The following is a 26,967-nucleotide window of genomic DNA, read 5'->3' as shown; positions in this document are numbered from 1 at the left end:
TTATCCTTCTACTTCCAGATTACTCATTTTGTCAGTGGTTTGAAACTCAAACTCCGGATATTCGTATAAACTAAACCGGGGCTCTGTTTCACCTTCTGTGTAGCTCCATATGCTGGCGTAGTCTTCGGGATCTTCTCCCATCTTACCCAATTGTCTCAGATAAGCGGCAAGCGATTTATTTTCTACAATATAAATTTCTCCCATTTTATCGATGATCGGACTATGGTGGCGTGTGCGGTCATGGTCGAAGCGGAGAATACGTTTTCCGTCTTCAGTAAGACCTACCATGTTGAACGTCATACTCTTGCCTATGGCAGGGAGGTTGAGTACACTTCGGTCGGTAGCCAGGAAAGGCAGGTGGTGTTTCCTCATGAAGCGACGGATACGAGTTGCTGTATCTTCTCCTTTTTCGAGTAGGGTGTAGAGTTCTGTAGCTTGCTCCGGTGTCAGCTGACCATATATCTTTTCTTCATGCTGTTCCTGCAAGGAGCGGCTGTTGGGGGTAAATACAGCGTAGTTTTCATTGAAGCCTTTCACTGAGAAGGTATAATAACAAACGACTCCAAGGGAGTTGAGTATCTGACGCAGCTTTGTTGTATGTCCTCGCCGGGAAGCTGCTACGGTATAAACTAACTGGTTGGTGATAAGCCACCCGGCAGAAAGTATCTTGCTGATGGCTTCCCGTGCTTCCGGAGTGACCTCCAATGGTGTCTGGAAGTGGGTTTGGATGATGAATTGCTTCACGTCAATAGCTGAAGCCTTTTCTTTAAACTCACGAAGAATCTCAACGAGCTCGTCATTGATACGCATCGGAAGATAGGCTGGCAAACGCGAACCGAGACGTACACGTTGTAGTTCGGCATACTTTTCTCCCTCCGGACGTTCCTGATTAGCTTTCCGTTTACGGGCGGCCATCCGGTATACAGCTTCCAGAATGTTTCGTAATGTTTTGTTTTGGCTCATTAGTGCATCTCCACCTGTGATAAGGATATCACGCAGTTGTGTGTCTTCTTCGAAATAACTCATCAGGCGGCGTAGCTTTTTATCCCAGGATTCTTTGGGGCGCAGGCTGTCGAATTCAAAATTCAGACGCTCGCTTTGGAAATCGTACATACGCTGGCAAGAAGCACACAATCCGCCACAAGCCCGTCCCATGGTATCCGGTATCAGGATAGCAACTTCCGGATAACGGCGATGAATATTGTGCCCGTCTGGAAGTAACCATCCGGCTGCATTGGGCTTTCCGGCTTCTACTATGTCTTCTTTTTCCCAGGCACGGATATTGCCATATGTCTCTACCAGACGGGGGGAATAAAGAATATAACTGCGGATTGCTTCGTCATTGTATCCGTCTCCGGTAATATCAAGTAGTGACAGGTAATAAGGAGTAGCAAAGAAGGGCATCCCTTTTTTACGTGCACGAGAAAGCAGATACATCGTTTCGCTGGAAAGTGAATTTCCCAGTAGACGGTTTAATTCGGAAGGGCTTTTTATGGCCATTGACAAGTGAAAACGGAAGTCGTTCCACCATTGGCTGACGAGTTGATACTTCTCGTCATAGCTCAGTCCTTCGTCAAATTTGAAACGGGTGGAACCGGATTTACGGTTTTCAATCTTCTGTATCAGTACGTGCAGCATTCGTTCTTTGTTTTGTGCACGGAGTTCCATGACTTCTTCATCCAGTCCGGTGGCCCAGCGTTCGGTACGGCTTTTTATCCGTTGTGGAGAGGGGAGGGGCATTTCGGGGGTATCCAGGCTTTTGAAGAGATAGAATAAGTCTATGAATAAGTCTGTTGCCAGATCTGTATTTTCCAGTTGCCCGATGAGAAACTGGTGGAGTACTGAAAGAGTCTGTACAGGCATGTCCTGTCCTGTGGAGAGTTCGTGGATATTTGTTCCGTCGTAATTGATAAGGAGTCGAATTTGCTTACCCGGGTTGCTTTCAGCTTGCGGATGGAGTGACAGGAATCTTTCGAGGCTGTTTCTAAAGTCTTTATCGTTAATACTTTGACCGGCCAGTTGGCAGAGTTCCGGTAACTCCTGTTGGTATAGTTGTTTCAGTTGTGAAAGAGTGAGGGTTAGCATTTTCTTTTGTTTCATAAGCGATTTTTCTTTTATTGGTGGGCAATATGTCAATGTACATGCACCAAACATCTACGCTAAATATTCCCGGATAAATCGGTATATTTAACGAAACGAGTCATTTATTGGCACATTATTAGGCATAAATATACAAAAAAAAGCGGAAGTACGTGACTTCCGCTTTTCTATAGCTGCATTCTTTTACGATTATTTTTTGTTTCGTAACATTTATGCTTTGACATCTTCGTTCTTACGTTTAGGCTCTTTCTTGGCCAGTAAGATAATGTTATAGACATATTCTGTCATCCATTGTTCGGAGTAACCGAGACGTTCTTTGTACTGTCGTACGGAAGTTGCTGTTTTGTGTACGTCATCTGCTTTCCACACTGTTTTGGTACACACATCGTGTACAGTTTTTGCTGTCATGTTACGAAGCGTCTTTTTAAATACAGACGGCATACGGAATTTCCACTGCATGAGGTTACCCATTAGCATCATCAGGTCGTTAGAGAAACCCTGATACATAAATAAATAGGCCTGTATGTCGTTTTGTGTACGGCAGTTCTTTTTTATTGAAGAATCGATTTCTTTGAAAAATGATTCGCTGATTCCATAATCTTCCATTAACATTTTACGGGCTGCTGCTTTTTCGCCTAATCCCAGTTTTCCTCCCTGAGTGGGTATTTTGAACAGGCGTTTGAATTGCGCTACATCCGGGAGAAAACGAATATTGGTGATACCAAGACTTACAGCAATTACCGATTGGAAATATACGCGTGTCAATGACACGAAATCTTCTACATTGCCTACAGCCTTTCCGTCGGCTTCGGCTTTTTTCTTGAATAAGTTAGCAAATATGCTCATATATATTAATTATAAATTTTGAATTATGAATTCGGGTTTGCGATTGCAAAAGTACTAAATAAGTTGATTTACACCAACTATTACATCATTCATCACTTAAAATTCGTAATTAAACCGTCTACCAACATTCAATATCCTTTTCTATATCTTTCATCTTATCTTTGGTAAATACGGGGTTCTTTATTCCGCTTCTCTTCTGTGATCGGTAATCGTTTAGTAGTCTGAAAGCATATTTACCTAAAAAACTTATGGCGATAAGGTTGCATATTGCCATAAGGCCCATAGTGATATCCGCCATACTCCACACAAAGTCGAGGCTTGCCAATGAACCGAACAATACCATTCCGCCTACCAATAACCTGTATGTATATACCACCCATTTCTGGCGGGTGATGTAACGGATGTTTGCTTCACCATAATAATAATTGCCTATGATACTGCTGAAGGCAAAGAAGAACAAGGCTACTGCTACAAAAATACCTCCCGAAGCACCTATCTCGTTGGTTAGTGCCTGTTGGGTAAGTTGCACCCCATTTGCCGAACCATCGAGTGGAGCACCACTAAACAAAATAATAAATGCAGTGCAGGTACATATAATTAATGTATCTGTAAACACTCCTAATGTTTGGATAAGCCCTTGCTTTACCGGATGTGAAACGAATGCAGTTGCTGCTACATTGGGTGCTGAACCCATGCCGGCTTCATTGCTGAACAATCCCCGCTTGATACCCTGCATGAGCGCCATGCCTACACCTCCTCCTAATGCTTGTTGCCATCCGAAAGCATGGCTAACAATCATTTCGATAACAGCAGGCAGGTGAGTAATATTGAGTATTACAATGACAAGAGCCAACCCGATATACCCCAATGCCATGACAGGCACAATAACACTACTGACTTTGGCAATGCGCTGGATACCACCGAATATGATAATAAGAGTCAGTGCGGTAATGATAAATCCCATAGGTACATGATTGAAGCCAAAAGCATGTTCGATAGCTGCACAAATAGTATTACTCTGTACTGAGTTAAAGGCAAATCCGAAAGTAATGGTAATAAGTACGGCAAACAGCATTCCCATCCAGGGCTGTTTCAATCCTTTTTTCATGTAATAAGCAGGACCTCCTATAAAGGAGTCTTTTCCTTTAACCTTATATAATTGTGCCAGGGTAGACTCTACAAAAGCACTCGAAGCACCCAATAGCGAGATGATCCACATCCAGAATATGGCTCCGGGACCTCCCACGGCAATAGCTGTTGCTACTCCCGCCAGATTGCCTGTCCCTACGCGGCTGGCCAATGATATGGCAAATGCCTGAAATGAAGAGATGTGTTTCTCGCCTTTGTCACCTCTTCCTGCCGAATCACCTAACAGGCGAATCATTTCACGGATCATACGGAATTGTATAAAACGGGTTTTCAGCGTGAACCAGACAGCACATCCCATCAACATAGCGATAAGGATATAAGTCCACAACGCATCATTAACCAACGTCATCCATTTGTATATCAATTCCATTCTTCTATTTCAGTCTGAAGTAAAATTTATGATTCTCAAATACCGGTTCTATTATATCAAACCGGATAAATTTAGCCAGCAAATGTTCGGCAGCACGACGCGGGATATTTGCCAGGCGGCAGTATCGATTTAATGAAAGTGAGGCGTTTGCTTCGAGCAAATCAAGCAACAGTTGTTCCCGTTCGGTGTATTGTATCAATTCTCCTACCGGGCTATCGCTTTGTTCCCATACACGCAAGTGTACCGGGGTAGCCAGGATATTCTCATCTTTTATACGAATATAAGCCAGTGGTTTGCCGGTTTCATCTTTTGCATATACCGGCTTTTGGGCACTTTCATCTATTTGTACCACTAATATAGAACGTCCTTCGGCATGAAATGTTTGCATGGAGTAGTGAACTTCGGGCAGACAATAGAGTTGAGCCGCTGCTTCTATCATATATTTCTCTTCGTCTGAACGTACACCGGCTATTTTTCCATTGTCCTTAACACCGATGAGTAAACGCCCGCCATCGGTATTGGAAAAGGCCGACAATGTTCTGGCTATTTTGCGGGCATCCGAAATTTCAAATTTAAAATCCTGTTGCTGGTGCTCTCCCTCAGCTATTAAAATATGTATGTATTCGGTATCTGTAAGTGGTTTCATGGCTGCAAAAGTAAAGAAAAAAGCCGAAACCGCCTTTTTTAGATGATTTTTCGCGGATTATTTCAAAAAAAATATTGTTTTTATGTGTTTATTTCGGGAAAGAATGTATTTTTGCCAATCATTATTAACGAAGAAAATATAAAAAGGATCATGAAAGAATTAGTAGAAAAAATCGCAGCTCTTGTAGCTGATTTCAACAAGGATGCAAATGCACAGATCGAAAACGGTAATAAAGCTGCTGGAACACGTGCACGTAAGGCTTCATTGGAAATTGAAAAAGCAATGAAAGAATTCCGTAAAGTATCTTTGGAAGAATCAAAAAAGTAATTTTTTGAATAAAGAGAAATGCGAAGCCAGACCTTATGAGGACTGGCTTTTTTATTTTATAGCTGTTGAGAGAGGGCGTTTATGACTGAAATTCACCACAGAGTCGCACAGAGTTCCACTGAGTGTTATTTATCTGATTTAAAAAAATAATTAAAACTCCGTGTCACTCTGTGAGACTCTGTGGTGAACTATATTCAGAGTTCTGTTTCAATTAACCACCGCCTGCCGTACCTCCCCCTGCGGGAAGCAGGTTCAGATATTCGCCATATCCTTCTTCTTTCATCTTTTCTTTGGGGATGAAACGAAGGGAAGCACTGTTGATACAATAACGTAGCCCTCCTTTATCTGCAGGACCGTCTGTGAAAACATGTCCTAAATGTGCATCTCCGGTCTTGCTGCGTACCTCTATACGCCTCATGCCGTGAGAGGTATCCATGTTTTCCTTCACCAATGTTTTATCTATTGGTTTTGTGAAACTGGGCCAACCACATCCTGAATCAAATTTATCAGTAGATATAAACAATGGTTCTCCGGTAGTGATATCTACATAGATACCGGGTCGTTTCTCATCCCAATATTCATTATGAAAGGCTGGCTCGGTAGCACTTTTTTGTGTTACGGCATATTGCTCGTTGGTGAGCTTGGCACGAAGTGTGGCATCATCCGGTTTCTTGTAAACAGGTTTTGCTGTTGTTTTGGGAGCATTCGCTTTTTTGGCCAGTCCAAACAATGCCGGGTCGATATGGCAATACCCTCCCGGATTTTTATCCAGATAATCCTGGTGATAATCTTCTGCCTGATAAAAGTTGGACAATGGTTTAATTTCAATGGCGAGTGGCTTTGAATAGTTCTTTGCCAATGCTTCTACGGCAGTTTGTATAGTTGGCAGATCAGATTTATCTGTGTAATAAATACCTGTACGGTACTGTGATCCGCGGTCATTCCCTTGGCGGTTGACACTGGTGGGATCTATTGTTTTAAAGTATAAATCTATTAGTAAAGGAAGCTCTACTTCCTGTGGATTATAGATAACCTTTACCGTTTCGGCGAAATTGGTATTTCCGCTACACACCTGTTGGTATGTGGGGTTGGCAATATTTCCGTTTGCATAACCTGCCTGAGTGCTTTCTACACCCCTGATTTGTTTCAGAAAATGTTCTGTACCCCAGAAACAACCACCAGCGAAGTATATTTCCTTTTGATCTTTCATATTGTTATTCTCCTGTTTTTTGAGTTTAGTACCCTGTACACCCTGTGCATAACCTGTCAGCGAACAGCCCATGAAGAGCAGTATAGTTATAACGATTGTTTTCATACTTTTCATATAGTATATAACAAAATAGTGGTACGTTTCACTTGTATCATTCAACTCTTTTTTAGTTATTTCACTATATCTTCTCTTTATTATGCTTATTTTTGGCACAAACTATCTTCAATTTTGCAGCAGATATAAATAAAAGAGATATGGCTAAGCAACAATTCAATAAACTCATCTGGCTGGTAGATACCATCTATCGGAACGGACGCATTACGTTTGCTGAGATCAATCGTCGCTGGCGGGCAGGAGATAGTACTCGTACGGATATTCCTTTGCGTACTTTTCATAATCATCGGCAGGCTATCGAAGAGATGTTCGACATTAATATAGAATGTGATAAGTGCACAAATACTTATTATATAGCTGATACCGAGGGAATGTTGGGAGATAAGCTCAAAATGTGGTTGCTCAACAGCTTTTCATTAAACAACATTCTGCAGGAAAATGTGGATATGAAGAACCGGATTGTTTTTGAGGAGGCTCCTTTGGGACTGCAATATATGGATATCATTATAGATGCTATGAGGACAGGGTCTGTGCTTCACATGGAGTATCAGGCTTATAATTGGGAACAACCGAAAGAGGTTTGTCTGGAACCTTACTTTCTGAAACTGTTTCGTCATCGCTGGTATCTGATAGGAGTCAACCGGAAGTATGAAGCTTTCCGTTCTTATTCTTTAGATAGAATTAAGTCGGTAAGGACAGGGAATGATACGTTCCGCTTTCCCCGGAAATTCACTCCACAGGATTATTTTCAGAATTGTTTCGGCATCATTCGTGATGAGGCACAGCAACCGCAACGAACCGTTTTGCGGGTTGTTGCCGAGCAAGCTCCATATCTGCGTAACTTACCTTTGCATCCCAGTCAGCAAGAGATAGTAACGACAGATACTTATACTGATTTTGAAATGTATATATCGCATACTTATGATTTTATTCAGGAGTTGTTGTCTAAAGGTTCGACGGTAGAGGTTCTGGAACCTCAAAGTTTGCGTGATTTGATGAAAGCTGAAATAGAAAAGATGCAAAAACTGTACTGATTATGAATGCAAATGTTCTTGAAAAACTAAAGATATTGGCAGAGTCCGCCAAATATGATGTGTCTTGTGCTTCCAGTGGAACAGTGCGTGCCAACAAACCGGGAATGCTTGGCAATACTGTAGGAGGCTGGGGGATATGTCATAGTTTTGCCGAGGATGGGCGATGCATCTCTCTCTTGAAGATAATGCTTACCAATTATTGTATTTATGATTGTGCCTATTGCATCAACCGGCGTAGTAATGACTTGCCACGTGCTACTCTTTCTGTTTCTGAGTTGGTTGACTTGACCATTGAGTTTTATCGCCGTAATTATATAGAGGGTTTATTTCTTAGTTCGGGGGTTGTACGCAATCCCGATTATACGATGGAACGTCTGGTACGGGTAGCCAAAGACCTGCGTGAAGTGCATCGATTCAATGGATATATTCATTTGAAGAGCATCCCCGGAGCCAGCCGTGAACTGGTGACTGAAGCCGGACGTTATGCCGATCGTTTGAGTGTGAATGTTGAGATACCTAAAGAAGAGAATTTGAAGTTGCTCGCTCCGGAGAAAGACCATAAAAGCGTATTCGCTCCTATGTTGTATATTCAGCAGGGGGTATTGGAGAGTAGCGAAGAGCGGAAGAAATTCAGGTATGCTCCTCGTTTTGCCCCGGCAGGCCAGAGTACGCAGATGATAGTTGGGGCTACTGCCGAAACAGATAAAGACATTCTTTTTCTTTCTTCTGCTTTGTATCAGCGTCCCACCATGAAGCGGGTTTATTATTCCGGTTATGTTTCCGTCAATACCTATGATACCCGTTTGCCGGCTTTGAAGCAACCGCCTCTTGTCCGTGAAAACCGGTTGTATCAGGCAGACTGGCTAATGCGATTCTATCAGTTTAAAGTCGATGAAATCGTAGATGATGCTTATCCTGATCTTGATCTTGAAATAGATCCGAAGCTTTCGTGGGCATTGCGTCATCCCGAACAGTTTCCGATAGATATAAACAGGGCAGATTATGAAGTGATACTTCGTGTACCGGGCATTGGAGTAAAGTCTGCAAAGTTGATTATTGCTTCGCGGCGTTATTCAAAGTTAGGATTCTATCAGCTTAAAAAGATAGGTGTAGTGATGAAGAAGGCGCAATATTTTATTACTTGTAGTGAGCTTCCGATGAAGACTGTCAATGAAATGACCCCACATACTGTGCGTAGCCTGTTGCTTCCCAAACCTAAGAAGATAGATGAGAATCAACTGAAATTTACTTTTTCTGATTAACTCTGATTGTAAGTCGATCCATGAATTTATTTATATATGATAAAACTTTTGAAGGTTTACTGACAGCTGTTTTTGATGCTTATTTTCGTAAAACTTTTCCGGATATGTTACTGTCTGAGGGAGATGTTTTGCCTCTGTTTTATGATGAAGCTTTTACAGTACATACTGATGAAGAGAAGTCCGGACGTGTGTGGCGCGGATTACAAAAGAAACTCTCGGTTTCAGCTCTTTCATCTATTACCTGGTGCTGGCTTTCTGAACTTCCGGAGGTAGATATACTGCTTTTCCGCTATATTCGTAAAGCAATTGATGCACCCCGCTCTATTGAAACTAATTTTGGAGATCCGGATGTACTGGAGCTTGCGAAAATATGGAAAAAGGTAGATTGGGAACGGCTACGTATGCTTCAGTTCGTTCGTTTTCAGAAGGCTGCGGACGGTACTTTTTTTGCTGCTTTTGAACCTCGGCATAACGCACTACCACTTACCATAGAGCACTTCAGAGATCGTTTTGCCGATCAGAAGTGGTTGATCTATGATATGAAGCGACGTTATGGTTTTTACTATGACCTGAAAACCGTAGAAGAGGTTACTTTTGATGATGATAGCAGTGCTTCCCATCTCATTACCGGCATGCTGGACGAGAGCTTGATGGATAAGGACGAAAAGCTTTTTCAGCAACTTTGGAAAACTTACTTTAAATCTACCACGATAAAAGAGCGCCTCAATCCGAGGAAGCACAAACAAGATATGCCGGTACGCTATTGGAAGTACCTGACAGAAAAGCAAAAGTAGCTTTACTCTATTCTTTCTACTGTCACTTCCGGAAATTCCTGTATAAGTGACAACAGATGTCCTTCGTCATAGTTACGTTTCGATTTTATTACCATTGTCACCTGGTAGAGAGATACTTCTCCGTGTCCTATGGTATCCATCTGATAGGATACAATCCGGTAGTCTTTGGAGTTGAACTTATCTGCAATTAACTTTAGTATGTTTTTATTTTCTGTAGAGAAAGTGATCATGGAGCTTTTCATACCTACACTTTTGAATATATAACTCAGTGCTTCGAGCCCGACGAGGGTTAGCAGCATTGCAGCAATTCCTATCACATACATGCCTGCACCTACAGCCAGACCTATTCCTGCTGTGGCCCATAATCCGGCAGCAGTGGTCAGCCCCCGCACTATTTGCTTCTGAAAAATAATGGTACCGGCACCGATAAAACCAATTCCACTGACTACCTGTGCTGCTACACGGCTTGGGTCCAGAGTAACACTGCTCTCTTTTATAATGTCCTGAAAGCCATATTGAGAAACAATCATTATCAAGGCACTGCCCAATGATACAAGAAAATGGGTACGATAGCCGGCCTCTTTGGCGCGATACTCTCTGTCCAGTCCGATGATGGCACCCAATATACCAGCTACTAACAATCTTAATACAAAATCAAGGTTTAATATCATACTCTTACTCTCCTTTCTGTTTTTAAATACGTTCTCTGAGGTTTATGTATAACCATCTTTACAGACTCTTAAAGATACAACTGTTTTCTTTTTCGTTGTTATTTCTTTAGTGTTATTTTAGAGTTCAGGATGAGTTTTTGTGATAAAGAGGTCATTTACCGTAGATTTTATAGTATTTGATTATCTGTTATACTTAAAATCAGTATCTTCGCAAAGAGAATATATGTATTCTATGCTGAACCGGGCTTTAAGGCATATAAATCTATAATTAAGGCATATGGACAAACAAGAACAAGACATCTTAGAACCCATGACACAGAAGGTTGGATATGGAGATGCTGAAGAAAGTAGAAATACCGGCACTTTGGTCGGTTTTGTTTTATTGAATACCAAAGAGTGTGATTTTGAAAGAATAAAAAAGAACCTGAAAGCCGACTGGAAAGATGTAGATTGGAGAAAAGTTACTAAGGAAGGATCTGCATTGGTGTTTGAGATTGATGATATGATGCTTTGTTTCAGCTATTTTGATGCTCCGGTTCCCGATAAAGAAGCTGAGTATAATGCTGAAAATAACTATCTGTGGCCGGAAGCTGTTGAAGTAACGAAAACACATGTGGCCCAACTGTGTGTAGCTGTACTGAGTCGAAATGTGTCTATTGTTGAAGCAGGTGAGCTATTTGTTAAGGGAGCCTCTTCTTGTTTGAAGCTGGCGAATGCGATTGGTTTTTACGCTTCGGGTACTGTGTTTGAACCGAAGTTTTATATAGAAACGTCAACTGTAATGAAGGAAGATACGTTGCCCATTCTGAACTGGATTTATTTCGGTTTTACAAGAGGAAAACAGGGGCCGGGTATTTATACGTATGGGATGACTGCCTTTGGTAAAGACGAATTGGAAATATTAGATAGTAGAATGAGTCCGGAAGAGTTAAGTGAATTTTTGTATGATGTAGTATATTATATTTTAGAAAGTGATGTAACTCTGAGAGATGGTGAAACGATTGGAATGTCTGAAGAACAAAAGCTGGCTATAACTCGTTCGGAAGGAGTGTCGGTAGATGGTTTCAGTCTGAAAATTGCTCTTGAGTAAAATTTAAACGGGCTATTGGGATAGCTGGGTTTATACGATTGATTATGAAGAAAAGAATTATTTATGCCCTCTGTTTTCTTGCGATACTGATAATAGAAATTATTATTGGCGTATATGTTCACGATACCTTTGTTCGTCCTTATGTGGGTGATATTTTGGTAGTCGTACTGATTTATTGTTTTATTCGGATCTTTGTTCCCCGGTCTTTACGCTGGTTGCCAGTATATGTTTTTGCATTTGCATGTTTTATAGAGATACTTCAGTACTTTCAACTTGCCGATGTGATGGGGCTATCTGAAAACGGATTGGCTCGAATTGTGCTTGGATCAACTTTCGACTGGAAAGATATCCTTTGCTATGCAATAGGTTGTGGGATGCTTTTGCTGATAGAATATATTGAGCGTAAGATAGTGCGGCACAGAAGAGAGACCCAATCACTCATTGGTTATAAGAACCGGACTCACTGGTATCTTTAGTTTTAACTTTGTCTTTGTAAAGTGGATATCCACAATATTTGCAGTATTCTGCATTTTCATCATGTCCTGTCTTATGACAGTTGGGGCATTGTATATCTTTCAGCTTCTTATATTCTTTCATCATTGAAACGGACACAATGCCGGTTGGTACGGCAATGATGGTGTAACCAATCAGCATAACGCAGGCAGAGAGAAACTTACCCAAAGGTGTTATCGGAGTAATATCTCCATATCCTACTGTGGTCATAGTGACAATGGCCCAGTAGATGCTATTGGGGATATTGTTGAACTGCGTATCATGTTGCGTACCTTCAATCATATACATCAGTGTGCCGATGGAGATCACAAGTATTACTACAAAAAGAAAGAACACTGCTATTTTCTTACTGCTCTCTTTGAGTGAAGTGAGCAATCGTTCTCCTTCCATCCAGAAGGTGAAAAGCTTGAATATACGAAACACCCGAATAATACGGAATGCCCGGATAACCAATAGATAACGTGCTCCCGGCAGGAAAAAGGCAAGATATAGCGGTAGGGTTGCCAATAGGTCGATAATGCCGAAGAAGCTGAAAATGTACTTTTTGGGTTGTGGTGAACAGTAAATACGCGTAACGTATTCGAAAGTAAAGAAAGCCGTAAACAGATATTCGAATATAATAAACGGAGTTGAAAGCCAGGAAGGAATTCCTTGCAGACTTTCGAGAATAGCCAGCAGAATACTGAGTGCAATACATACAATAAGCGCCACATCGAACATTTTTCCTGCTGGAGTATCCGACTCAAAGATGATAACATACAACTTATGTTTCAGTGGTTTATTGTTTAAAAAACGTGTAAATCGCTCTTTTACTGTCATAATTTAACAATATAAACTTTCTATTGTTTACCGCATTTCCCCGTACGGAAAGCACAGCGTTAATCAATTACCCATTTGGGATTGTGTGGAATTGTTTTTTTAGGATTGTAGTTCATTCCCTCTTGCGTAGGTAGATGTAGAACGTATGTACGGCCTGTTTTGTTTTTCAGTGAATGCTCACGCAACCAGGGATTTGCATCACGCAATTGTGCATAGGTGAGCCCGTTCTTTTGGGCATACTCGTCCAGGTTGTCTATGGCACTGGTGATGGTTACTTTCTTGTATGGAATAGGGGGATACAAATGTTCCCGTTTTAGCAGGAAACCAAAGCGTTGCGGATTGCTGAATATCTCTTTGGCTGCCAGCAGACGGAACATATACCGGGAAGTTTCTTCCACCAGCCAAAGGTCCATGGCATGATCTGCAAGTTGCTTGTCCAACTGCGACGAAATACGTCCCTGCCCTGCATTATAGGCCGCGGAAACAGCCATCCAGTCACCGTATTTGGCATAAGCCTGTTTGAAATACTTGCAGGCGGCAATAGTTGCCTTTTCGATGTTGTAACGTTCGTCGATATTATCATTTACTTCCAGTCCGAATTCACGTCCGGTGGCAGGCATGAATTGCCATAACCCGGCTGCTCCTGCCGGAGAACGGGCAATGGGGTTGAGGCTGCTTTCAATTACCATGAGGTATTTGAAGTCATCGGGGATGCCATTGGCTTTTAAGATAGGCTCGACGATCGGGAAATAGCGGTTGGCACGTTTCAACATTAACATGGTTGTAGAGTGCATATAGGTGAAAGACATCATTTCACGATCCATACGCTCGCGGCGGTCATAGCGGCGAAGGTCAATTGTTTCACCGTCAAAGGTAGCCTGTTCAGGAACACTGGGAGGGCTGACACAATAAGGAACTTCAGACTTTACAGAGTGTGGTTCTGTCAGTTGTGTACTGCCAATGAGAATAGGCAAGGTTGCTCCGGTACAAAGTGCCAGCATGATACTTAATATTTGAGTAATACGAGTTGACTTCATATGAGTTAAAAATTGAAAGTTGAAAATTGAAAATTGAAAGTTGAAAATTGTGCTGTCACACTGCATAGTAATTTTCAACTTTCAATTTTCAACTAATATTGTTCACTTGGCAGCCACTACAGTAGTAGATACTGCCGCCCAGGTAGTTTTCTTTCTTTATAGTTTCTCCGCAACGAGGACAGGTAGTACCTGCTGTGTTTTTAGACAGATGTGGTATATATCCTCCGTTTTTTCCGAAAATATCTGTTTCCGTACTACGTCCTCCTTGTTCATAAATCTCGTGGAGCGTAGACTTTACCTTATCGTAAAGGTTTTCTCTTTTCTCCGTAGAGAGAGCATTGATCTTAGTTTTAGGGTGGATACGGGCATTGTACAGGATGTCCTGTAATACTCCGTTGCCTAATCCGGGTATGGTTTGTTCGGTAGCCAGAAAAGCTTTTGCCGTCTTTTTCTGTGCATCTTCGGCGTTTATCAGCTCCATGAAATATTCTTTGCTGAACTCTTCTGACATCACCTGCGGTTTATTTTTCGCCGCTTCGTAATAGGCAGATATAGGAGCATCGAATCCTTCGTTGGGAAAACACCACAAACCACCATACATTCGTACGGAAGCTACCAGGCAACTCTCATCTTCGAAACCAATGAGTAACTGGTGTTTGGCGGGAAGCCTTTCTCCGGGGGCGAAGTAACGCAGGTTGACACCATCCGTAAGAATCAGTAACATCTCTCTGGCTTTTATCTCAATCATTCCGCCTCGGGGATTGATTTCATCAATTGTTTTTCCGGCAAGTCGTTCGGGATACTCTTCCGGGTTGCCATAAAACCACGCGAATTTATGGGGTGTGTATTGCGCAAACACATCGGTAATCTTCTTTCCTCTTACAGTCCGGTTCAGTTGCTCGGACAGATAACGGGCTTCGGGAGCTTCGATCATGGGATTTATGAATTATGATTTATGAATTACTGCAAAGATACTCTCATTTTACGAGCTTCAAAGAACTTTTCCCGCTTTTAATACGTTTTTGTACTATACATTAAAAACAGTTTACGTCACATGAATATAGCAATCAGCGGAGCCAGTGGCTTTATTGGCAGGCATCTTACAGCATTTCTCACGGAGCAGGGACACCGGGTGGTTCCTTTGGGGCGGCCTATGTTCCGGGAGGGTACATTAGGGTATCTGGTGCAGGCATTGTCTCATTGTGACGTAGTCATTAACCTGGCCGGTGCACCTATCAGCAGGCGGTGGACACCAGAGTATAAACGGGAGCTGTATGATAGCAGGATCAACGTGACACATCGCATCATTCGTGCTTTGGGGGCAGTGCGCCGGAAGCCTCAGCTTATGATTTCGGCTTCTGCCGTAGGGTATTATCCGTTGGAGGGAACTTTTGATGAATATACCAATACGAGGGGGAGTGGATTTCTTGCTGATCTTTGTTATGCTTGGGAAAAGGAGGCCAAACGCTGTCCCCCGGAAATGCGGCTTGTGATAGCCCGTTTTGGAGTTGTCCTCTCTCCGGACGGAGGAGCTATGGAGCAAATGTTACGTCCTTTAAAGATGAAATTGGCTGCTGCTATAGGTCCGGGCACACAACCTTTTCCGTGGATTAGTATTAATGATCTTTGCCGCGCCATGGCTTTCATTATCGAGAGTGGGACCTTACGGGGAACTTTCAATTTTGTATCTCCGCAAGAGATTACACAATATGCTTTTGCCCGTACACTGGGCAAAGCCTATCATGCCTGGGGGACGATCATTGTACCTCGTATGTGTGTGCAACTGATGTATGGCGAAGGCGCAACTTCACTTACAACCGGACAATATGTACGTCCCGGAAAACTGCTGGAATCTGGATTTAAATTCCATGATGCGGTGGTGGAACAACTTTTTCAGGGGATAGACCATACTACCGTCAATGAACTTGATTTGCCTCGTTATATGGGGCGTTGGTATGAAATAGCCCGTTACGATCATCGTTTTGAACGAGGGTTGTCTGAGGTAACAGCTACTTATACGTTGCTTCCCGATGGGAGTATCCGGGTAGAAAATGCCGGATACAAACAAGATGCTCATGGCAGAGGGAGGTATAAGCGTGCTATAGGCCGTGCAAAGATACCTGATATTACCCGGCCCGGAAAACTGAAAGTTTCATTCTTTCTGTGGTTTTATTCTGATTATTATATATTAGAGTTGGATAAGGAAGGATATAACTATGCACTCATCGGTAGCAGTTCCGATAAGTATTTGTGGATATTAAGCCGGACACCTCAACTGCCCGAGGAGGTAAAGAAACGCTTGTTGACTGTTGCGTTACAGCGGGGATATGATATAAACTTATTAGTATGGATTAACCAAAGTACACTTAAAATAGATTAGATTATGGAATATAAAATTGAACATCAACCCGAACAGAAGCTGTTTAAAACTGAAGTAGAAGGTCGTACAGCTTTTGTACAATACCGTCTGCTAAACGGAGGTCTGGATATTATTCATACAATCGTTCCACGTCCGCTGGAAGGACAAGGAATAGCTGCCGCACTGGTGAAGGCTGCATATGATTATGCCGTTGCTAACGGATTGAAGCCAAAGGCTACCTGTTCGTATGCTGTTGCGTGGCTACAACGCCATCCGGAGGTGACAAAAGAAGCAGTGTAAAGATAACATTTATTTAACTCTCTAATGACAAGGTGGGGTTTCGGCTTCACCTTTTTATTTTATACTCATATTGCTCAATTTCAACTTGCAGGTTTTTATCTGTAAATAATGCGCAGTTCAAGGCTATACAGGTATGAGTTAAACGACCAAAGAATTATTTTTAGACAGAAGAACAAAAGAACATATTCACAGTATGATGTAGCTCATGTTTTCTTAATTGTTCTTATGTTCTTCTGTCTTGAACAGGAAACTGTTGTTTCAACCAGTTTCAAGAGTATGAGAATTTTGTTTCTTACTGATGAAACACTTGTTTCAACCCATTGAGAAAAGTTTCTCAACGTATTGAGAATTTTTTCTCAAAGCATTGAAACAACAAAAAAAGAGAAGAAGCGTATACCTGTTCGGAGGTTTTGTCGACTAACTTGGTATAAAACCTTTTAGGTAAGATGAAGATAGAGCGAGAGTTTGCCGGCAAACGGTTGCAATATGGATACATTTTATGTGTGCTGCCGGTAAGTGATAAATAGTATTCCGGTAGTTAACGATGGTCTCTCGAAAGAGAACAACCTAACTACCGGAAAAAATGTTTCACGGAAAATTGTGAAATAAATGACGGTTATTTATTAGCTTTCCAACGTTTCAGTTGTGGGAAGAATTGCTTCATATTTGCAATTGCTTCCTCTTTCGTCATCTTTATTTCAGAGTCTTTGTTGAATTCATCTACAAACTGGGCACAATGATTAATCATCTCGTCCATGGTGCAATCTGCAGTGAAGTGTCCGTTGGCATAGCAATAACAGCAATATTCTTCATTCTTACTACCATCTGCTTCTGTTCCCAATACAGCAATGTCATTTAGTGGCATGCCACAGCTTTGGCAAAATTTCTGTTCCATAATTAGTTTTTGTATTTAAGTTATTTGGTTTTAATCGATAGCCGTTTCCATATCCAGCGTGGTATCATTCGCCAGAAGAATACAATAAGGGCATACCGCCAGTCAACGACTACCACCCGTTGCTTACGATTCAGTGCCCGTATAATGTGAGTTGCTACTTTTCTGGGATTCATTAGCAGTGGATACCTCTTACCATCATTTAATAAGTCGGTGGATACAAAACCCGGGCGGATATCCGTGAAGCGAATATTTAGCTTTTGCATGTGTGCAAGCTGTTCAAGGGCGTCAATGTATGTGTTTTGAAATCGCTTTGTAGCAGAGTAGGCAGGTGCAACTCCCAACCCTTTTGTTCCGGCTATGGAACTGATAACTGCCAGATGTCCCCCACTATGTAAGTGGAAATATTGGAAGGCAGCAGTAACCATTCGCGTGAATCCTTCTACATTAGTACCAACTGTTTGTAGCTCGATGTCCGGATTTAACTCCATATTTTGATGTCCTATACCGGAACTAAGCAAAAATAAATCCATACCTCCCAATTTCTCAATTAGTTTGTGCAGCTTTTCGGTGGCGTCATCTTTGGTTACATCCAGTACTTCGGTTTCTATGTTATCTGGCGCAATCGTTCGAAATGCTTCCAAGGCAGATTGGCGTCTCCCTGCCACGCCTACTTTCCATCCTTGTAGCAGTAACCCTTTGGCTACTTCTTGTCCGATGCCGGAGGTGGCTCCAATGATAATTGCTTTTTTCATTCCTTTGTTTGTAAGATTAGTTTTTTGATTGGCAGAAGCAAAGGTAGATAAATCTTTTGAAAAATAGTCTGATATATTAAAAGTCTGACTTTTTTAATCCACCCTTGGGCTGAATAATGCAAATATAGAGATTTATTTTTGATGTAACCTATCAATATCTTTCCATAAAATGAATATAATACCATAATGGAATAACCTTTTTCCCATTTTGGGAATCATCTTTTTCATTTTGGCAGGATGGTGGATGAACTGTTTTTCATTATGAAGAAAATATATCATTGATACTGATATGTTTATCTGTTTATGGTAGAGTATTATCAGGGAATATACGTATTGAGAACAAAAGCAGTCAATGTACTGTTGCTGTTCTATCCGGAATTCTGGAAAAAACAGACAATCTTTCCAAGGAGCAAGAGGTTATCCTTTTACTCCTTGCAGTTCTACTTCAAAAATCAATGTAGAGTAAGCAGGGATATTTCCACAGGCCCGTGTGCCATATCCCAACTCGTAAGGGATATAAATGATCCAGCGCGAACCGGTGGGCATTGCTTTCAGTGCTTCCTGCCAACCCTCAATGACATCTCTCACCCGGAAGGTTTCAGGGCGTTTGCGGGCAAAGGAGTCATCAAATACTTTTCCATCAATGAGGGTCCCCCGGTAGTGTACTTTTACGGTACTTTTGGCTGTTGGCACGGGGCCATTTCCCCTCAACAGAATTTTATACTGCACTCCGCAGGGAAGTTCCATTACTTCTTCTTCGGTGAGATTCTCTTTCAGAAAACGTTCGTTTGCTTCTTTGTACTCTTTATGTTTAAGACTCATAATTTATATCTGGTTAATCTGTCATTAAAAACAAAACTCTTTAATAATTCTCTTTTAGCCATATTCCTAAAAACTGATCATAAATCTGGTAGGTTCCTTGTTCCTGTGTCACAAAATCTTTCTCCAATAGTCCTTTTAGTGCAGACTGTACGGAGCTTGACGAAGATAATTTGTATTTTTTTATAAATGCTCCCGATGTGATTGCCTGGGCTTTTCCTTCTTTAGTGATGGCAATGAGTAACTCCTTTTGCTTTTCCGGCAAACGGAAGAGTATCTCGGAATAAGTATATTTGAATGAATCTATAATTTGACGTATCGCTTCACTTACCATTTTTACTTCACAGATCGTGTCTTGGGCAGTCATATCATAGAGGGTATGAAGCACTTTTTGCATATACCAGGTGATACCGTCAAACTGATGGTAGATGGTTTCGATGGTTTCATTGGTGATACTCTTGCCGGCTTCATTGAAATGCCGTTGGGCGAATAATGTGTAGTCTGTCAAAGGGATACTTTCCAGGTGCATTATCGAAACACTTTGATAAAACGGTCGCGAAGCAGTAAGAAACATGTTACCCATCACGTGCCGTTGGCTTCCGGCAAAGATAAAGTGTGCATTATTACAGCGTTGAACATAGGTGCGTAGCGTTGCTTCTACATTGTCTTCTGCATATCCGGCTATTTGCTGAAACTCGTCAATGGCAACAAGACAGGGTTTGTCGGCACGATTCAGGTACTGAAATATTTCGTCGAGCGTAGTTGGAGGAGCTTGTATATCTCCTAATCCGAGGTTTAGAGAAGGAGTACCGTTAATATCAAAGGTCAGGCTTGTCTGTAGAGACTTGACACTCTCCCAAAAAGCCTGTAACGCTTTTTTTCCGGCAGGTTTTAATCCTTCCAGAATCTCTTTGCTGAGGGCGAATACAAAGTCGCGCAGTGATTTGCTGGCGTAGATATCTATGAAGAATGTATAATAGTGTTTTTGAATCTCTTTATTTTGAAAGCAATGTTGGATTAATCCGGTTTTTCCCATTCTACGGGTGGAGATTATAGCTATATTGTTTCCGTTAGTTACTTCCCGGATGAGGATTTCACTCTCTTTCTTCCGGTCACAAAAGTAAGCAGGGGATATGTATCCACTTGTAATAAAAGGATTTCTGATGATTGGCATATCTTTGTTTCTTTATTATGCAAAGATAATTATTATAAAGTAATAATGCAAAGATAATAATAATCTTATTGAAATAGATGTTTTATGGCCTCCCACGGTGCATAAAGGAGCATTCTTGGTCCGGAGAAACGCATCACTTGCCGCATCCGTTCACGCATGACAGGCTTATAGCAGTGTACGGTACACTGTTTGCACGAACTTTTATTCCCTCCGAACGGACAATGGTCCAGTCTTGCATGGGCATAACGTAGCAACTCTTCGCACTGAAGGCAAAGGCATTTATTCTTTTCTTTTTTCCGGCAATAGAGTCGGATCATTAACTCTACGATTCTTTTCTCCCGGTCAATACGGTTCTTACTCAATTTTATTATTTGTTAGATGGCTACAAATGTAACCAACATATCTAAAAGATACGTATCTTTGCACCCCGAAAATAAGAGGATAGCTATGAATATTAACAGCAAAGCGAAAGGATTTGTTTGTGGAGCCGTGGCGGCAGCTACATACGGCATGAATCCGTTGTTTACTCTCCCGTTATATAAAGAAGGGATGAGTGTAGACTCGGTATTGTTTTATCGTTATGGTTTTGCCGTCCTTATTCTTGGTATCCTGATGAAGATACAAGGGCAATCATTTACTTTGAAGAAAAACGAAATATTTCCGTTGGTGGTGGGAGGTTTACTCTTTTCCGCCTCTTCTTTGCTTCTGTTTATGAGTTACAAGCATATGGATGCAGGCATTGCTTCCACTATTCTGTTTGTTTATCCGTTGATGGTGGCAGTTATTATGTTTCTGTTTTTTCGTGAAAGGATATCTCTGTTGACTGTCTTTTGTATCTTGATGGCACTTTCGGGTATTGGTATGCTTTACAAAGGGGATGGTGGCGAAACTCTTAGTTTGATAGGTATGTTGCTGGTTATTCTCTCTTCGTTGTCATATGCTATTTATATTGTAGGAGTCAATCACTCTACCCTTAAACTGATGTCTACGGCTAAGCTGACTTTTTATGCCTTACTTTTCGGGCTTTCTATCTATATTGTTCGTTCCAACTTTTGTACAGAGTTACAGGCTATTCCTTCTCTTCCGGCCTGGGGGAGTATTCTTGCAATGGCTTTTTTGCCTACGGTTATCTCCTTGATTTGTACTGCTATATCAATACATAGTATTGGTTCTACCTCTACAGCTATTATGGGGGCACTCGAACCGGTAACTGCTCTTTTTTTCGGTGTTATGATATTCGGTGAGCGACTCACACCTCGTCTGATGCTGGGGATTCTGATGATTCTTGTTGCCGTAACTTTTATTGTTGTAGGTAAATCTGTTATGGAGAGGATAAATCATCTGTTTATGCAGTTGATGCATCGCCGATAATCAATGGCTGATTTTAGAGCGTTCTTTCATAGTTGATAAAACAGGAAGTTTGTTTTGTCAGAATGTATGAGGGAGGATAAATCCTTGTATAATAATTATTTTGTAAATAGTTGAGAATCAATAGGAGAGAGGCATACATATCTCCATTGCAAAAGTGTACAATAAAGGATGTGTTAATTGTACACTTTTATCATATAATATTGTACACTCTTATGCTACCAAACTGTACACTCTTGTCAATAGAAAACAGTATGTTAATTTTCTTGTTAACAACGTTAATGAAAATCAGTTTCTTTATATCGTTACTTCCCTGTTAAAATCTCCACGCCAATATCCTGCTGCTTTTTGTTCCTTGCTGCATCCGGATCGTTTTATATTCAGCTACATCTTCCAACTTTAGCCGGGTATATAGTTTGTCCAGGTTCTTCTCTTTGGAAACTAAACTGGTGAACCAACCACAGTTCTTCTGGTATTTCCGGCTTTCGGTAATCATATCCAAAAGAAAGCGAAGTTCTCCACCTTCGCACCAAAGTTCATTTGCATTGCCGCCAAAATTGAGTTGGGCTTTGGATACTTTTTTTCCTTTCAAACTGCTGAGCTTGCGTAGCGTTCCTTCTTCCGCTTCTTCTTTAGAACTGTGAAACGGGGGATTACATATGGTCACATCAAAGTATTCATCCGGTTGTATTATTCCTTTGAAAATACTCCGGTTGTCCTTTTGTAATCGTAATTCTATCTTATGGACTAATACCGGATTACAGGTAACAATCTTTCTGGCATTCTCTATTGAGACAGGATCAATATCCGAACCGACAAATGTCCATCCGTATTCAGTACAACCAATGATCGGATAAATACAATTGGCGCCTACGCCAATATCCAGACATCTGTACTTGGGCGTTTCCTCTAACGAATTCCCGGAATTAAGTAAATCGGCAATGTAATGGATATAGTCTGCTCTGCCGGGAATGGGAGGGCATAAATATCCTTTGGGAATATCCCAGTACCGGATTCCGTAATAACTTATTAGTAATGCTTTATTCAGAGCCTTTACTGCCTGCGGATTGAAAAAGTTGATACTTAATGTTCCATATGGATTGGGTGAAACAAACTTCTTGAGCGGTGGATGATTTTCTGTCAGTTTCGAAAAATCGTACTGTCCGTTGTGCCTGTTTCTTTTATGTAATTCGTTTCTTTCTGTCATGGTGGCAAAGATACGGAGAATCTGTTTTATTATTATGGAATAATTTATTAAATTGTAGAAATCGGATGATGCTATGTTATTATGAATTGCGTATTTTTGCATATACCAATAAAATAGAATAAATATGGAAACGAAATATCTTACTCTGACAAAGGAAAACATAGAGACTGAGCATATTTGTTGTGCCTTCTCTGATAAGAAATGTAAAGAAAGTTATGAGTTGAAAAAAGAGTGGTTGAAAAGAGAGTTTGATAATGGATTTGTTTTCAGACGCCTCGATGAGCGTGCTAAAGTATTTATAGAATATGTTTCTGCCGAAAAAGCATGGATACCTGTTGATGCTCCCGGTTATTTAATGATAAACTGTTTCTGGGTGTCAGGACAATACAAGGGAAAAGGGTATGGCAAGGCTTTGCTGCAATCGGCCATTGACGATGCAAAAGAACAGGGAAAACATGGTTTGGTTACCGTAGCCGGTACATCTAAATTTCATTTTATGAGTGATACAAAATGGCTTTTGAAACAAGGGTTTGAGACTGTAGATAAACTTCCTTACGGATTTAGTCTTTTAGTCCTGAAGATAAATCCGGATGCATTGAATCCTTCGTTTAAAGAGTGTGTGTCAACCGGAGAATGTGAGGATAAAGATGGGGTAGTCGTTTATTATACCAATCGTTGTCCGTTTGCGGAGTATCATGTTCGTAACTCCTTGGTAAGCGTAGCTGAAAGTAAGGGAATCCCATTGAAAATAGTGAAGTTGCAAACTCTGGAACAAGCACAGACAGCCCCTACACCCGCCACTATATTTTCTCTTTTTTATAATGGGAAGTTTGTCACGACCGATCTAAGTGCGTGTATTGATAAGCGGTTTGATAAAGTAATAAAGATAGAGACACAATCTGAATGATTGTGTCCCTTTATCAGAGATAGACAAATTCCTTCTCAGAAGTTTCTTAAAACTTCCATCATACTTGGGCGTCGTTTATAGGTAACTCTGAATTCTTCAACAATCTCCTGTACCAGCGCTTTACCACCTTTCAGTTTTTTCGTTTCTTTCAGAATTCGGGCAATGTATTCATAATGGTTTCTGCCTACATTCTCTTCTGCATATTTGCAGATACTTTTATGGAGAAGCAGCAAAATTTCATCGGAGTAGATTTCTGTCAGATGGTGGGCATAATGGAGCAATGCCTCTATTGATCTGTGGGATGTGTCGGACAACAAATTTAGCAGACTTTCATAATCTTCTTCTTCTGCGTAGATATCTGCTTCATTACATTGTCCACCCAAATAATATTTGATGAATTTCGTTTGCTTCATCATTGCATTTAAAAATGTTTTCCATTTTTCTTTTGCCACGTACTTTTTCAGTTTGCGATAATAGGTAAGATCGCCGTTTTCTAATATAAACAGCTCTTTACATGCATCTATAAGGTCTGGAATATTTTCTGTCTGCTCGTAAATCGACAGTTTATATTCCAGCCATTCTTTTATCGTTCCCAGTTCTCCTTTCTTTTGCGCTATTTGTATTCCCTCATTCAGTGTTTTTATCGCTTCATCATATTGTTGGTTTTCAATGTAGCGTTCTACTTCCTGTTTCCTGATTTCCGGTAGGTAGAGATAAAACTTTATGATGGCTTGTGCTTCTTCTTCACGATGCAGTGCACGTAAAATATCGACTTTACGCTCAATTAGTTTATAAAGTTCCCAACTGTCTTTTCTTTCTTCAATTAATTGATTCACATATGATAAAGCCTCCTCTTTCGTTTGTGTCTCTAATGTTATCAGTTCCAGTAATTGTTCTATATCATAAATGTCATACTCCCTGTAAGCTGATAATTTTTCTATTAGTCTGACTTCCTTCAGAATTTCTTTTTTTAATGTAGCGGATACATCAGAGTGTTTGATTATATTCATTAGTATTTTTCCTGAACTGTCACAGAAATTAATAATAGCCATTCCGTCATGATACAGTAATTCTTGTTCTATATAGTTTTCACCAATAGATTGTAAAATCTGTAAAGCAATTGAAGCAGCATCCGCAAAATTATGTCGTTCACATAGCAATTCTGCTTTTTTCAGATAACCGTCCAGGTAACAGGACACTTTGTTCCAATCAGTCTCTGGTCCGTGATATCTTCCGTATCTGTCTTCGGTTTCTCTATAAGGTGCGTTGAAACATTGTTGTATTTCTATCCGGTAATCCAGACTTGTTTTATTCGTTGTGTTCCGTGCAGGGAGAAATTTTTCTATTAACGCCTGTTTGCATTCAGGATGTCCGGAAGCATATTCCAATATGAAGTTAGATAATTGCTTCGGTGAAACGAAAGATAATATGTCTTTTACGTTAGTGTCTTTCGACATTTTCTTTTGTTTCTCCATGATCTTTACTTCTTTAGCAGACAGGAAACGTTTTTCTTTGGATTTGTTTTCACGAATTGCTAATATTACGGCTACTACATGCTTGCAAATATCACCATCATATGGACAATCACAATCCCAATATACAATTTCTTTGCCTTCTATAGAAACCTCTACTTCATAATCCTTCGTTCCTTCTACTTGCGCAATCCATTCACCCGGTTCTGTCTCTTCCAGTTCGGTAACTGCACCACTTTCAAAATATTCCTCTCCTCGCATCCATATATGTGGAGGTACAAAGTTCTCAAAATTGGATAGTGTCATCATAATAATTCTGTTTTTTTAAGTTGAGAGCGTACCGCTCTGTTATTATGTTCAAAAATATCAGATAGAAGAAAGCCTGTATTGACTGTGAAATATCAGTATTCATATTATTTCCGAATATACACTTTTACCATTACAGATTAAAAATGATTGAATTTGTTCTTAATTTCGTTATATATACTTTTTTGCCATTCTTGTATATCGTTTTTTATAGAAAGGGTGAATATATGGCATTTACGAGTTGTTTCCATACCATTATTACTGGTATGCATATAAGCACCTTCTATCGGTTCGGTTTCATCTCCGGGATATACAAGAGCCACGTGTTGGGCATTGAAATATTCGTGGTAAACATACATTTGTCTGAGATCATCGGTTGATGGATTATTTCCATTGATATTTTTCCATTTCGTATCCAATACCACGCAAAAATCTTCTCCGATGTTTACCACAATATCCGGTCTTATGGAAGTTATGTGTCCTAATGCATGTTTCCAAAAATTCTTTCGTACTTGTTTTTTTACTGTTTCACCTGGCTGACAATGTTTTCGGAGACTAATATATACGAATTCTTCCCAAAGCAGATTCATATCAAACATCAATGCTAATACATCATTGTGTCCTCCTCGGATGTCCGGATGATAACACAGCAAGAGCAGGCGGGCTATGTTAATTGCATTTCTATAAGAAAAAGTTTTTCGGTCATAATTTATTCTTGCGAATATTTCATCTGTAACCTGTATGTCGGGCATTTCCGGAAAGTTCAGCAGTAGAGTTCCAATACGACTTTGTAGAGCCGGATCAGTATTAATGATTTTCAGTAGACGAATTGTTTTATAAAGTATACAGTGTAACTTATGCTCGGTATCGTAAGATACGTAGCGGACATAAAAACGCTCTTGATGAGTTAGGTTTTCTCGGATGTGTTGACTGAACTTCAGGCTTCCTTTTAATGTGGTAACATTCCCTTCTTTCGGATGATACTTTTTTGCCAATCCATTACGCAATAGATATTCTACTTCATTTATAAAGAGTTCAAAGTAGAGACTGAGTAGGCTATTGGGCTTTATTTGCAGCAGACTGTTTCCAGGAGTTTGTACATCAAAAGGACCTATCGTTAACAACATGCTGATCAGCATATCACGCCATTGTTTTTTTTCTTCTCTTCCGAAATTTATATGGTCAGCCTTAGGTAGTACTTCAACTACAGTATCACCTACTTGTATTACTCCTACATATTCATTAAACCGGATACCATTATGTACAAGTGAAAAATAAGGGACTCCTTGGTCGCCATAATGTTGTTGGAAGGACTGTAGCTTATATTTATCAAAAATGATAGTCTTATTCCCATAGGTAAATTCTTCACCTAATCGAATGACTTGGTGTTCGAATACACTGATATGTCCGTTAGCCCCTAACATAG

At 40.6% G+C, this 26,967-nt stretch carries 27 protein-coding genes; 10 read left to right on the top strand and 17 right to left on the bottom strand.

Annotation, left to right across the window (positions count from 1 at the left end; translation table 11 throughout):
* The 4 genes from ACESQI_RS07410 to ACESQI_RS07395 all read right to left on the bottom strand — a co-directional run bounded on the left by ACESQI_RS07410 (nucleotide 1) and on the right by ACESQI_RS07395 (nucleotide 5,111).
* Nucleotides 1–2,100: a KamA family radical SAM protein gene (locus tag ACESQI_RS07410; RefSeq protein ID WP_373125637.1), complete on the bottom strand. Its 2,100-nt coding sequence runs from the start codon at nucleotides 2,098–2,100 to the stop codon at nucleotides 1–3.
* 210 nt (nucleotides 2,101–2,310) lie between these two features.
* Nucleotides 2,311–2,946 carry a hypothetical protein gene (locus ACESQI_RS07405; protein WP_002562153.1) on the bottom strand — a complete coding sequence of 212 codons (636 nt, stop codon included), beginning with the start codon at nucleotides 2,944–2,946 and terminating at the stop codon, nucleotides 2,311–2,313.
* Nucleotides 2,947–3,064: 118 nt separating this feature from the next.
* Nucleotides 3,065–4,444, bottom strand: a complete 1,380-nt coding sequence (locus tag ACESQI_RS07400) for an alanine/glycine:cation symporter family protein (protein ID WP_373125662.1) — start codon at nucleotides 4,442–4,444, stop codon at nucleotides 3,065–3,067.
* Nucleotides 4,445–4,469: 25 nt separating this feature from the next.
* The gene (locus tag ACESQI_RS07395) at nucleotides 4,470–5,111 is read right to left on the bottom strand and encodes a helix-turn-helix domain-containing protein (protein ID WP_007484525.1); all 642 of its coding nucleotides are present in this window, start codon (nucleotides 5,109–5,111) and stop codon (nucleotides 4,470–4,472) included.
* 150 nt (nucleotides 5,112–5,261) lie between these two features.
* Here ACESQI_RS07395 and ACESQI_RS07390 point away from each other — a divergent pair, with 150 nt between their 5' ends.
* Nucleotides 5,262–5,438: a histone H1 gene (locus ACESQI_RS07390; RefSeq protein WP_002562150.1), complete on the top strand. Its 177-nt coding sequence runs from the start codon at nucleotides 5,262–5,264 to the stop codon at nucleotides 5,436–5,438.
* Between the two features lie 211 nt (nucleotides 5,439–5,649).
* Here ACESQI_RS07390 and msrB read toward each other — a convergent pair whose 3' ends face one another.
* Nucleotides 5,650–6,753, bottom strand: a complete 1,104-nt coding sequence (gene msrB, locus ACESQI_RS07385) for a peptide-methionine (R)-S-oxide reductase MsrB (RefSeq protein WP_025867885.1) — start codon at nucleotides 6,751–6,753, stop codon at nucleotides 5,650–5,652.
* 149 nt (nucleotides 6,754–6,902) lie between these two features.
* Here msrB and ACESQI_RS07380 point away from each other — a divergent pair, with 149 nt between their 5' ends.
* Genes ACESQI_RS07380 through ACESQI_RS07370 form a run of 3 tightly spaced genes read left to right on the top strand, consistent with a single transcriptional unit; the run spans nucleotide 6,903 to nucleotide 9,852 of the window.
* Nucleotides 6,903–7,796: a helix-turn-helix transcriptional regulator gene (locus ACESQI_RS07380; RefSeq protein WP_373125634.1), complete on the top strand. Its 894-nt coding sequence runs from the start codon at nucleotides 6,903–6,905 to the stop codon at nucleotides 7,794–7,796.
* A 2-nt stretch (nucleotides 7,797–7,798) separates the two neighbouring features.
* Nucleotides 7,799–9,058, top strand: a complete 1,260-nt coding sequence (locus tag ACESQI_RS07375) for a putative DNA modification/repair radical SAM protein (protein ID WP_196039555.1) — start codon at nucleotides 7,799–7,801, stop codon at nucleotides 9,056–9,058.
* Nucleotides 9,059–9,078: 20 nt separating this feature from the next.
* Nucleotides 9,079–9,852 (top strand): TIGR03915 family putative DNA repair protein, encoded by a 774-nt coding sequence (locus ACESQI_RS07370; protein ID WP_007484529.1) that lies wholly within the window; start codon nucleotides 9,079–9,081, stop codon nucleotides 9,850–9,852.
* A gap of 2 nt (nucleotides 9,853–9,854) precedes the next feature.
* On the opposite strand, the gene ACESQI_RS07365 is transcribed toward ACESQI_RS07370, so the two are convergent.
* Nucleotides 9,855–10,523: an MgtC/SapB family protein gene (locus tag ACESQI_RS07365; protein ID WP_007484531.1), complete on the bottom strand. Its 669-nt coding sequence runs from the start codon at nucleotides 10,521–10,523 to the stop codon at nucleotides 9,855–9,857.
* 277 nt (nucleotides 10,524–10,800) lie between these two features.
* On the opposite strand from ACESQI_RS07365, the gene ACESQI_RS07360 reads away from it, so the two are divergent.
* A complete protein-coding gene (locus ACESQI_RS07360) occupies nucleotides 10,801–11,613 on the top strand; it encodes a DUF4261 domain-containing protein (protein ID WP_320969963.1) in 813 nt (270 codons plus the stop codon).
* 44 nt (nucleotides 11,614–11,657) lie between these two features.
* Complete coding sequence (locus ACESQI_RS07355) at nucleotides 11,658–12,089, top strand: DUF2809 domain-containing protein (protein WP_007484535.1); 432 nt, start codon at nucleotides 11,658–11,660, stop codon at nucleotides 12,087–12,089.
* Here ACESQI_RS07355 and ACESQI_RS07350 read toward each other — a convergent pair.
* The 3 genes from ACESQI_RS07350 to ACESQI_RS07340 form a co-directional block, all read right to left on the bottom strand.
* Nucleotides 12,052–12,945 carry an ion transporter gene (locus tag ACESQI_RS07350; protein WP_007484536.1) on the bottom strand — a complete coding sequence of 298 codons (894 nt, stop codon included), beginning with the start codon at nucleotides 12,943–12,945 and terminating at the stop codon, nucleotides 12,052–12,054. The genes ACESQI_RS07355 and ACESQI_RS07350 overlap by 38 nt on opposite strands.
* A 59-nt stretch (nucleotides 12,946–13,004) precedes the next feature.
* Nucleotides 13,005–13,982, bottom strand: a complete 978-nt coding sequence (locus ACESQI_RS07345; RefSeq protein ID WP_278511157.1) for a lytic transglycosylase domain-containing protein — start codon at nucleotides 13,980–13,982, stop codon at nucleotides 13,005–13,007.
* Between the two features lie 88 nt (nucleotides 13,983–14,070).
* Complete coding sequence (locus ACESQI_RS07340) at nucleotides 14,071–14,916, bottom strand: endonuclease VIII (RefSeq protein WP_278511159.1); 846 nt, start codon at nucleotides 14,914–14,916, stop codon at nucleotides 14,071–14,073.
* Between the two features lie 120 nt (nucleotides 14,917–15,036).
* Here ACESQI_RS07340 and ACESQI_RS07335 point away from each other — a divergent pair, with 120 nt between their 5' ends.
* Both ACESQI_RS07335 and ACESQI_RS07330 read left to right on the top strand, forming a co-directional pair.
* Nucleotides 15,037–16,362, top strand: a complete 1,326-nt coding sequence (locus ACESQI_RS07335; RefSeq protein ID WP_278511161.1) for a TIGR01777 family oxidoreductase — start codon at nucleotides 15,037–15,039, stop codon at nucleotides 16,360–16,362.
* Nucleotides 16,363–16,365: 3 nt separating this feature from the next.
* A complete protein-coding gene (locus ACESQI_RS07330; protein ID WP_002562138.1) occupies nucleotides 16,366–16,641 on the top strand; it encodes a GNAT family N-acetyltransferase in 276 nt (91 codons plus the stop codon).
* Nucleotides 16,642–17,257: 616 nt separating this feature from the next.
* On the opposite strand, the gene ACESQI_RS07325 is transcribed toward ACESQI_RS07330, so the two are convergent.
* From ACESQI_RS07325 to ACESQI_RS07305, 5 genes are all read right to left on the bottom strand, one after another.
* Nucleotides 17,258–17,536, bottom strand: a complete 279-nt coding sequence (locus ACESQI_RS07325) for a zinc ribbon domain-containing protein (protein ID WP_002562135.1) — start codon at nucleotides 17,534–17,536, stop codon at nucleotides 17,258–17,260.
* Between the two features lie 20 nt (nucleotides 17,537–17,556).
* Nucleotides 17,557–18,288 (bottom strand): SDR family oxidoreductase, encoded by a 732-nt coding sequence (locus ACESQI_RS07320; protein ID WP_234130333.1) that lies wholly within the window; start codon nucleotides 18,286–18,288, stop codon nucleotides 17,557–17,559.
* 417 nt (nucleotides 18,289–18,705) lie between these two features.
* Nucleotides 18,706–19,110, bottom strand: a complete 405-nt coding sequence (locus ACESQI_RS07315; protein ID WP_002562133.1) for an FKBP-type peptidyl-prolyl cis-trans isomerase — start codon at nucleotides 19,108–19,110, stop codon at nucleotides 18,706–18,708.
* Between the two features lie 40 nt (nucleotides 19,111–19,150).
* The gene (locus ACESQI_RS07310) at nucleotides 19,151–20,281 is read right to left on the bottom strand and encodes an ATP-binding protein (protein ID WP_195571237.1); all 1,131 of its coding nucleotides are present in this window, start codon (nucleotides 20,279–20,281) and stop codon (nucleotides 19,151–19,153) included.
* Nucleotides 20,282–20,346: 65 nt separating this feature from the next.
* Nucleotides 20,347–20,643 (bottom strand): nitrous oxide-stimulated promoter family protein, encoded by a 297-nt coding sequence (locus ACESQI_RS07305; protein ID WP_373125629.1) that lies wholly within the window; start codon nucleotides 20,641–20,643, stop codon nucleotides 20,347–20,349.
* 85 nt (nucleotides 20,644–20,728) lie between these two features.
* Here ACESQI_RS07305 and ACESQI_RS07300 point away from each other — a divergent pair, with 85 nt between their 5' ends.
* Complete coding sequence (locus tag ACESQI_RS07300; RefSeq protein WP_373125628.1) at nucleotides 20,729–21,652, top strand: DMT family transporter; 924 nt, start codon at nucleotides 20,729–20,731, stop codon at nucleotides 21,650–21,652.
* Nucleotides 21,653–21,965: 313 nt separating this feature from the next.
* Here ACESQI_RS07300 and rlmF read toward each other — a convergent pair whose 3' ends face one another.
* Entirely contained in the window at nucleotides 21,966–22,856 is an 891-nt protein-coding gene (gene rlmF / locus ACESQI_RS07295; RefSeq protein WP_281962141.1) for a 23S rRNA (adenine(1618)-N(6))-methyltransferase RlmF, read from the bottom strand.
* A gap of 124 nt (nucleotides 22,857–22,980) precedes the next feature.
* On the opposite strand from rlmF, the gene ACESQI_RS07290 reads away from it, so the two are divergent.
* Nucleotides 22,981–23,763 carry a GNAT family N-acetyltransferase gene (locus ACESQI_RS07290; RefSeq protein WP_281962142.1) on the top strand — a complete coding sequence of 261 codons (783 nt, stop codon included), beginning with the start codon at nucleotides 22,981–22,983 and terminating at the stop codon, nucleotides 23,761–23,763.
* A 35-nt stretch (nucleotides 23,764–23,798) separates the two neighbouring features.
* Here ACESQI_RS07290 and ACESQI_RS07285 read toward each other — a convergent pair whose 3' ends face one another.
* Both ACESQI_RS07285 and ACESQI_RS07280 read right to left on the bottom strand, forming a co-directional pair.
* On the bottom strand, nucleotides 23,799–25,544 hold the full coding sequence (locus tag ACESQI_RS07285) for an SWIM zinc finger domain-containing protein (protein WP_373125626.1): 1,746 nt from the start codon (nucleotides 25,542–25,544) through the stop codon (nucleotides 23,799–23,801).
* A 137-nt stretch (nucleotides 25,545–25,681) separates the two neighbouring features.
* On the bottom strand, nucleotides 25,682–26,965 hold the full coding sequence (locus tag ACESQI_RS07280; RefSeq protein ID WP_025867888.1) for an McrC family protein: 1,284 nt from the start codon (nucleotides 26,963–26,965) through the stop codon (nucleotides 25,682–25,684).
* Nucleotides 26,966–26,967: the final 2 nt, after the last annotated feature.

The sequence above is a fragment of the Bacteroides sp. HPS0048 genome (genome assembly GCF_964240755.1).
GTDB classification, from domain to species: Bacteria; Bacteroidota; Bacteroidia; order Bacteroidales; family Bacteroidaceae; genus Bacteroides; species Bacteroides nordii.
Note: the sequence above shows the minus strand (reverse complement) of the source record. Positions and strands in the feature narration are given on the sequence as shown.

Excerpts from the sequence above, each read along its gene's own strand:
- ACESQI_RS07410 (WP_373125637.1), bottom strand. The coding sequence starts at position 2,100 with ATGAAACAAAAGAAAATGCTAACCCTCACTCTTTCACAACTGAAACAA.
- ACESQI_RS07405 (WP_002562153.1), bottom strand. The coding sequence starts at position 2,946 with ATGAGCATATTTGCTAACTTATTCAAGAAAAAAGCCGAAGCCGACGGA.
- ACESQI_RS07400 (WP_373125662.1), bottom strand. The coding sequence starts at position 4,444 with ATGACGTTGGTTAATGATGCGTTGTGGACTTATATCCTTATCGCTATG.
- ACESQI_RS07395 (WP_007484525.1), bottom strand. The coding sequence starts at position 5,111 with ATGAAACCACTTACAGATACCGAATACATACATATTTTAATAGCTGAG.
- ACESQI_RS07390 (WP_002562150.1), top strand. The coding sequence starts at position 5,262 with ATGAAAGAATTAGTAGAAAAAATCGCAGCTCTTGTAGCTGATTTCAAC.
- msrB (WP_025867885.1), bottom strand. The coding sequence starts at position 6,753 with ATGAAAACAATCGTTATAACTATACTGCTCTTCATGGGCTGTTCGCTG.
- ACESQI_RS07380 (WP_373125634.1), top strand. The coding sequence starts at position 6,903 with ATGGCTAAGCAACAATTCAATAAACTCATCTGGCTGGTAGATACCATC.
- ACESQI_RS07375 (WP_196039555.1), top strand. The coding sequence starts at position 7,799 with ATGAATGCAAATGTTCTTGAAAAACTAAAGATATTGGCAGAGTCCGCC.
- ACESQI_RS07370 (WP_007484529.1), top strand. The coding sequence starts at position 9,079 with ATGAATTTATTTATATATGATAAAACTTTTGAAGGTTTACTGACAGCT.
- ACESQI_RS07365 (WP_007484531.1), bottom strand. The coding sequence starts at position 10,523 with ATGATATTAAACCTTGATTTTGTATTAAGATTGTTAGTAGCTGGTATA.
- ACESQI_RS07360 (WP_320969963.1), top strand. The coding sequence starts at position 10,801 with ATGGACAAACAAGAACAAGACATCTTAGAACCCATGACACAGAAGGTT.
- ACESQI_RS07355 (WP_007484535.1), top strand. The coding sequence starts at position 11,658 with ATGAAGAAAAGAATTATTTATGCCCTCTGTTTTCTTGCGATACTGATA.
- ACESQI_RS07350 (WP_007484536.1), bottom strand. The coding sequence starts at position 12,945 with ATGACAGTAAAAGAGCGATTTACACGTTTTTTAAACAATAAACCACTG.
- ACESQI_RS07345 (WP_278511157.1), bottom strand. The coding sequence starts at position 13,982 with ATGAAGTCAACTCGTATTACTCAAATATTAAGTATCATGCTGGCACTT.
- ACESQI_RS07340 (WP_278511159.1), bottom strand. The coding sequence starts at position 14,916 with ATGATCGAAGCTCCCGAAGCCCGTTATCTGTCCGAGCAACTGAACCGG.
- ACESQI_RS07335 (WP_278511161.1), top strand. The coding sequence starts at position 15,037 with ATGAATATAGCAATCAGCGGAGCCAGTGGCTTTATTGGCAGGCATCTT.
- ACESQI_RS07330 (WP_002562138.1), top strand. The coding sequence starts at position 16,366 with ATGGAATATAAAATTGAACATCAACCCGAACAGAAGCTGTTTAAAACT.
- ACESQI_RS07325 (WP_002562135.1), bottom strand. The coding sequence starts at position 17,536 with ATGGAACAGAAATTTTGCCAAAGCTGTGGCATGCCACTAAATGACATT.
- ACESQI_RS07320 (WP_234130333.1), bottom strand. The coding sequence starts at position 18,288 with ATGAAAAAAGCAATTATCATTGGAGCCACCTCCGGCATCGGACAAGAA.
- ACESQI_RS07315 (WP_002562133.1), bottom strand. The coding sequence starts at position 19,110 with ATGAGTCTTAAACATAAAGAGTACAAAGAAGCAAACGAACGTTTTCTG.
- ACESQI_RS07310 (WP_195571237.1), bottom strand. The coding sequence starts at position 20,281 with ATGCCAATCATCAGAAATCCTTTTATTACAAGTGGATACATATCCCCT.
- ACESQI_RS07300 (WP_373125628.1), top strand. The coding sequence starts at position 20,729 with ATGAATATTAACAGCAAAGCGAAAGGATTTGTTTGTGGAGCCGTGGCG.
- rlmF (WP_281962141.1), bottom strand. The coding sequence starts at position 22,856 with ATGACAGAAAGAAACGAATTACATAAAAGAAACAGGCACAACGGACAG.
- ACESQI_RS07290 (WP_281962142.1), top strand. The coding sequence starts at position 22,981 with ATGGAAACGAAATATCTTACTCTGACAAAGGAAAACATAGAGACTGAG.
- ACESQI_RS07285 (WP_373125626.1), bottom strand. The coding sequence starts at position 25,544 with ATGATGACACTATCCAATTTTGAGAACTTTGTACCTCCACATATATGG.
- ACESQI_RS07280 (WP_025867888.1), bottom strand. The coding sequence starts at position 26,965 with ATGTTAGGGGCTAACGGACATATCAGTGTATTCGAACACCAAGTCATT.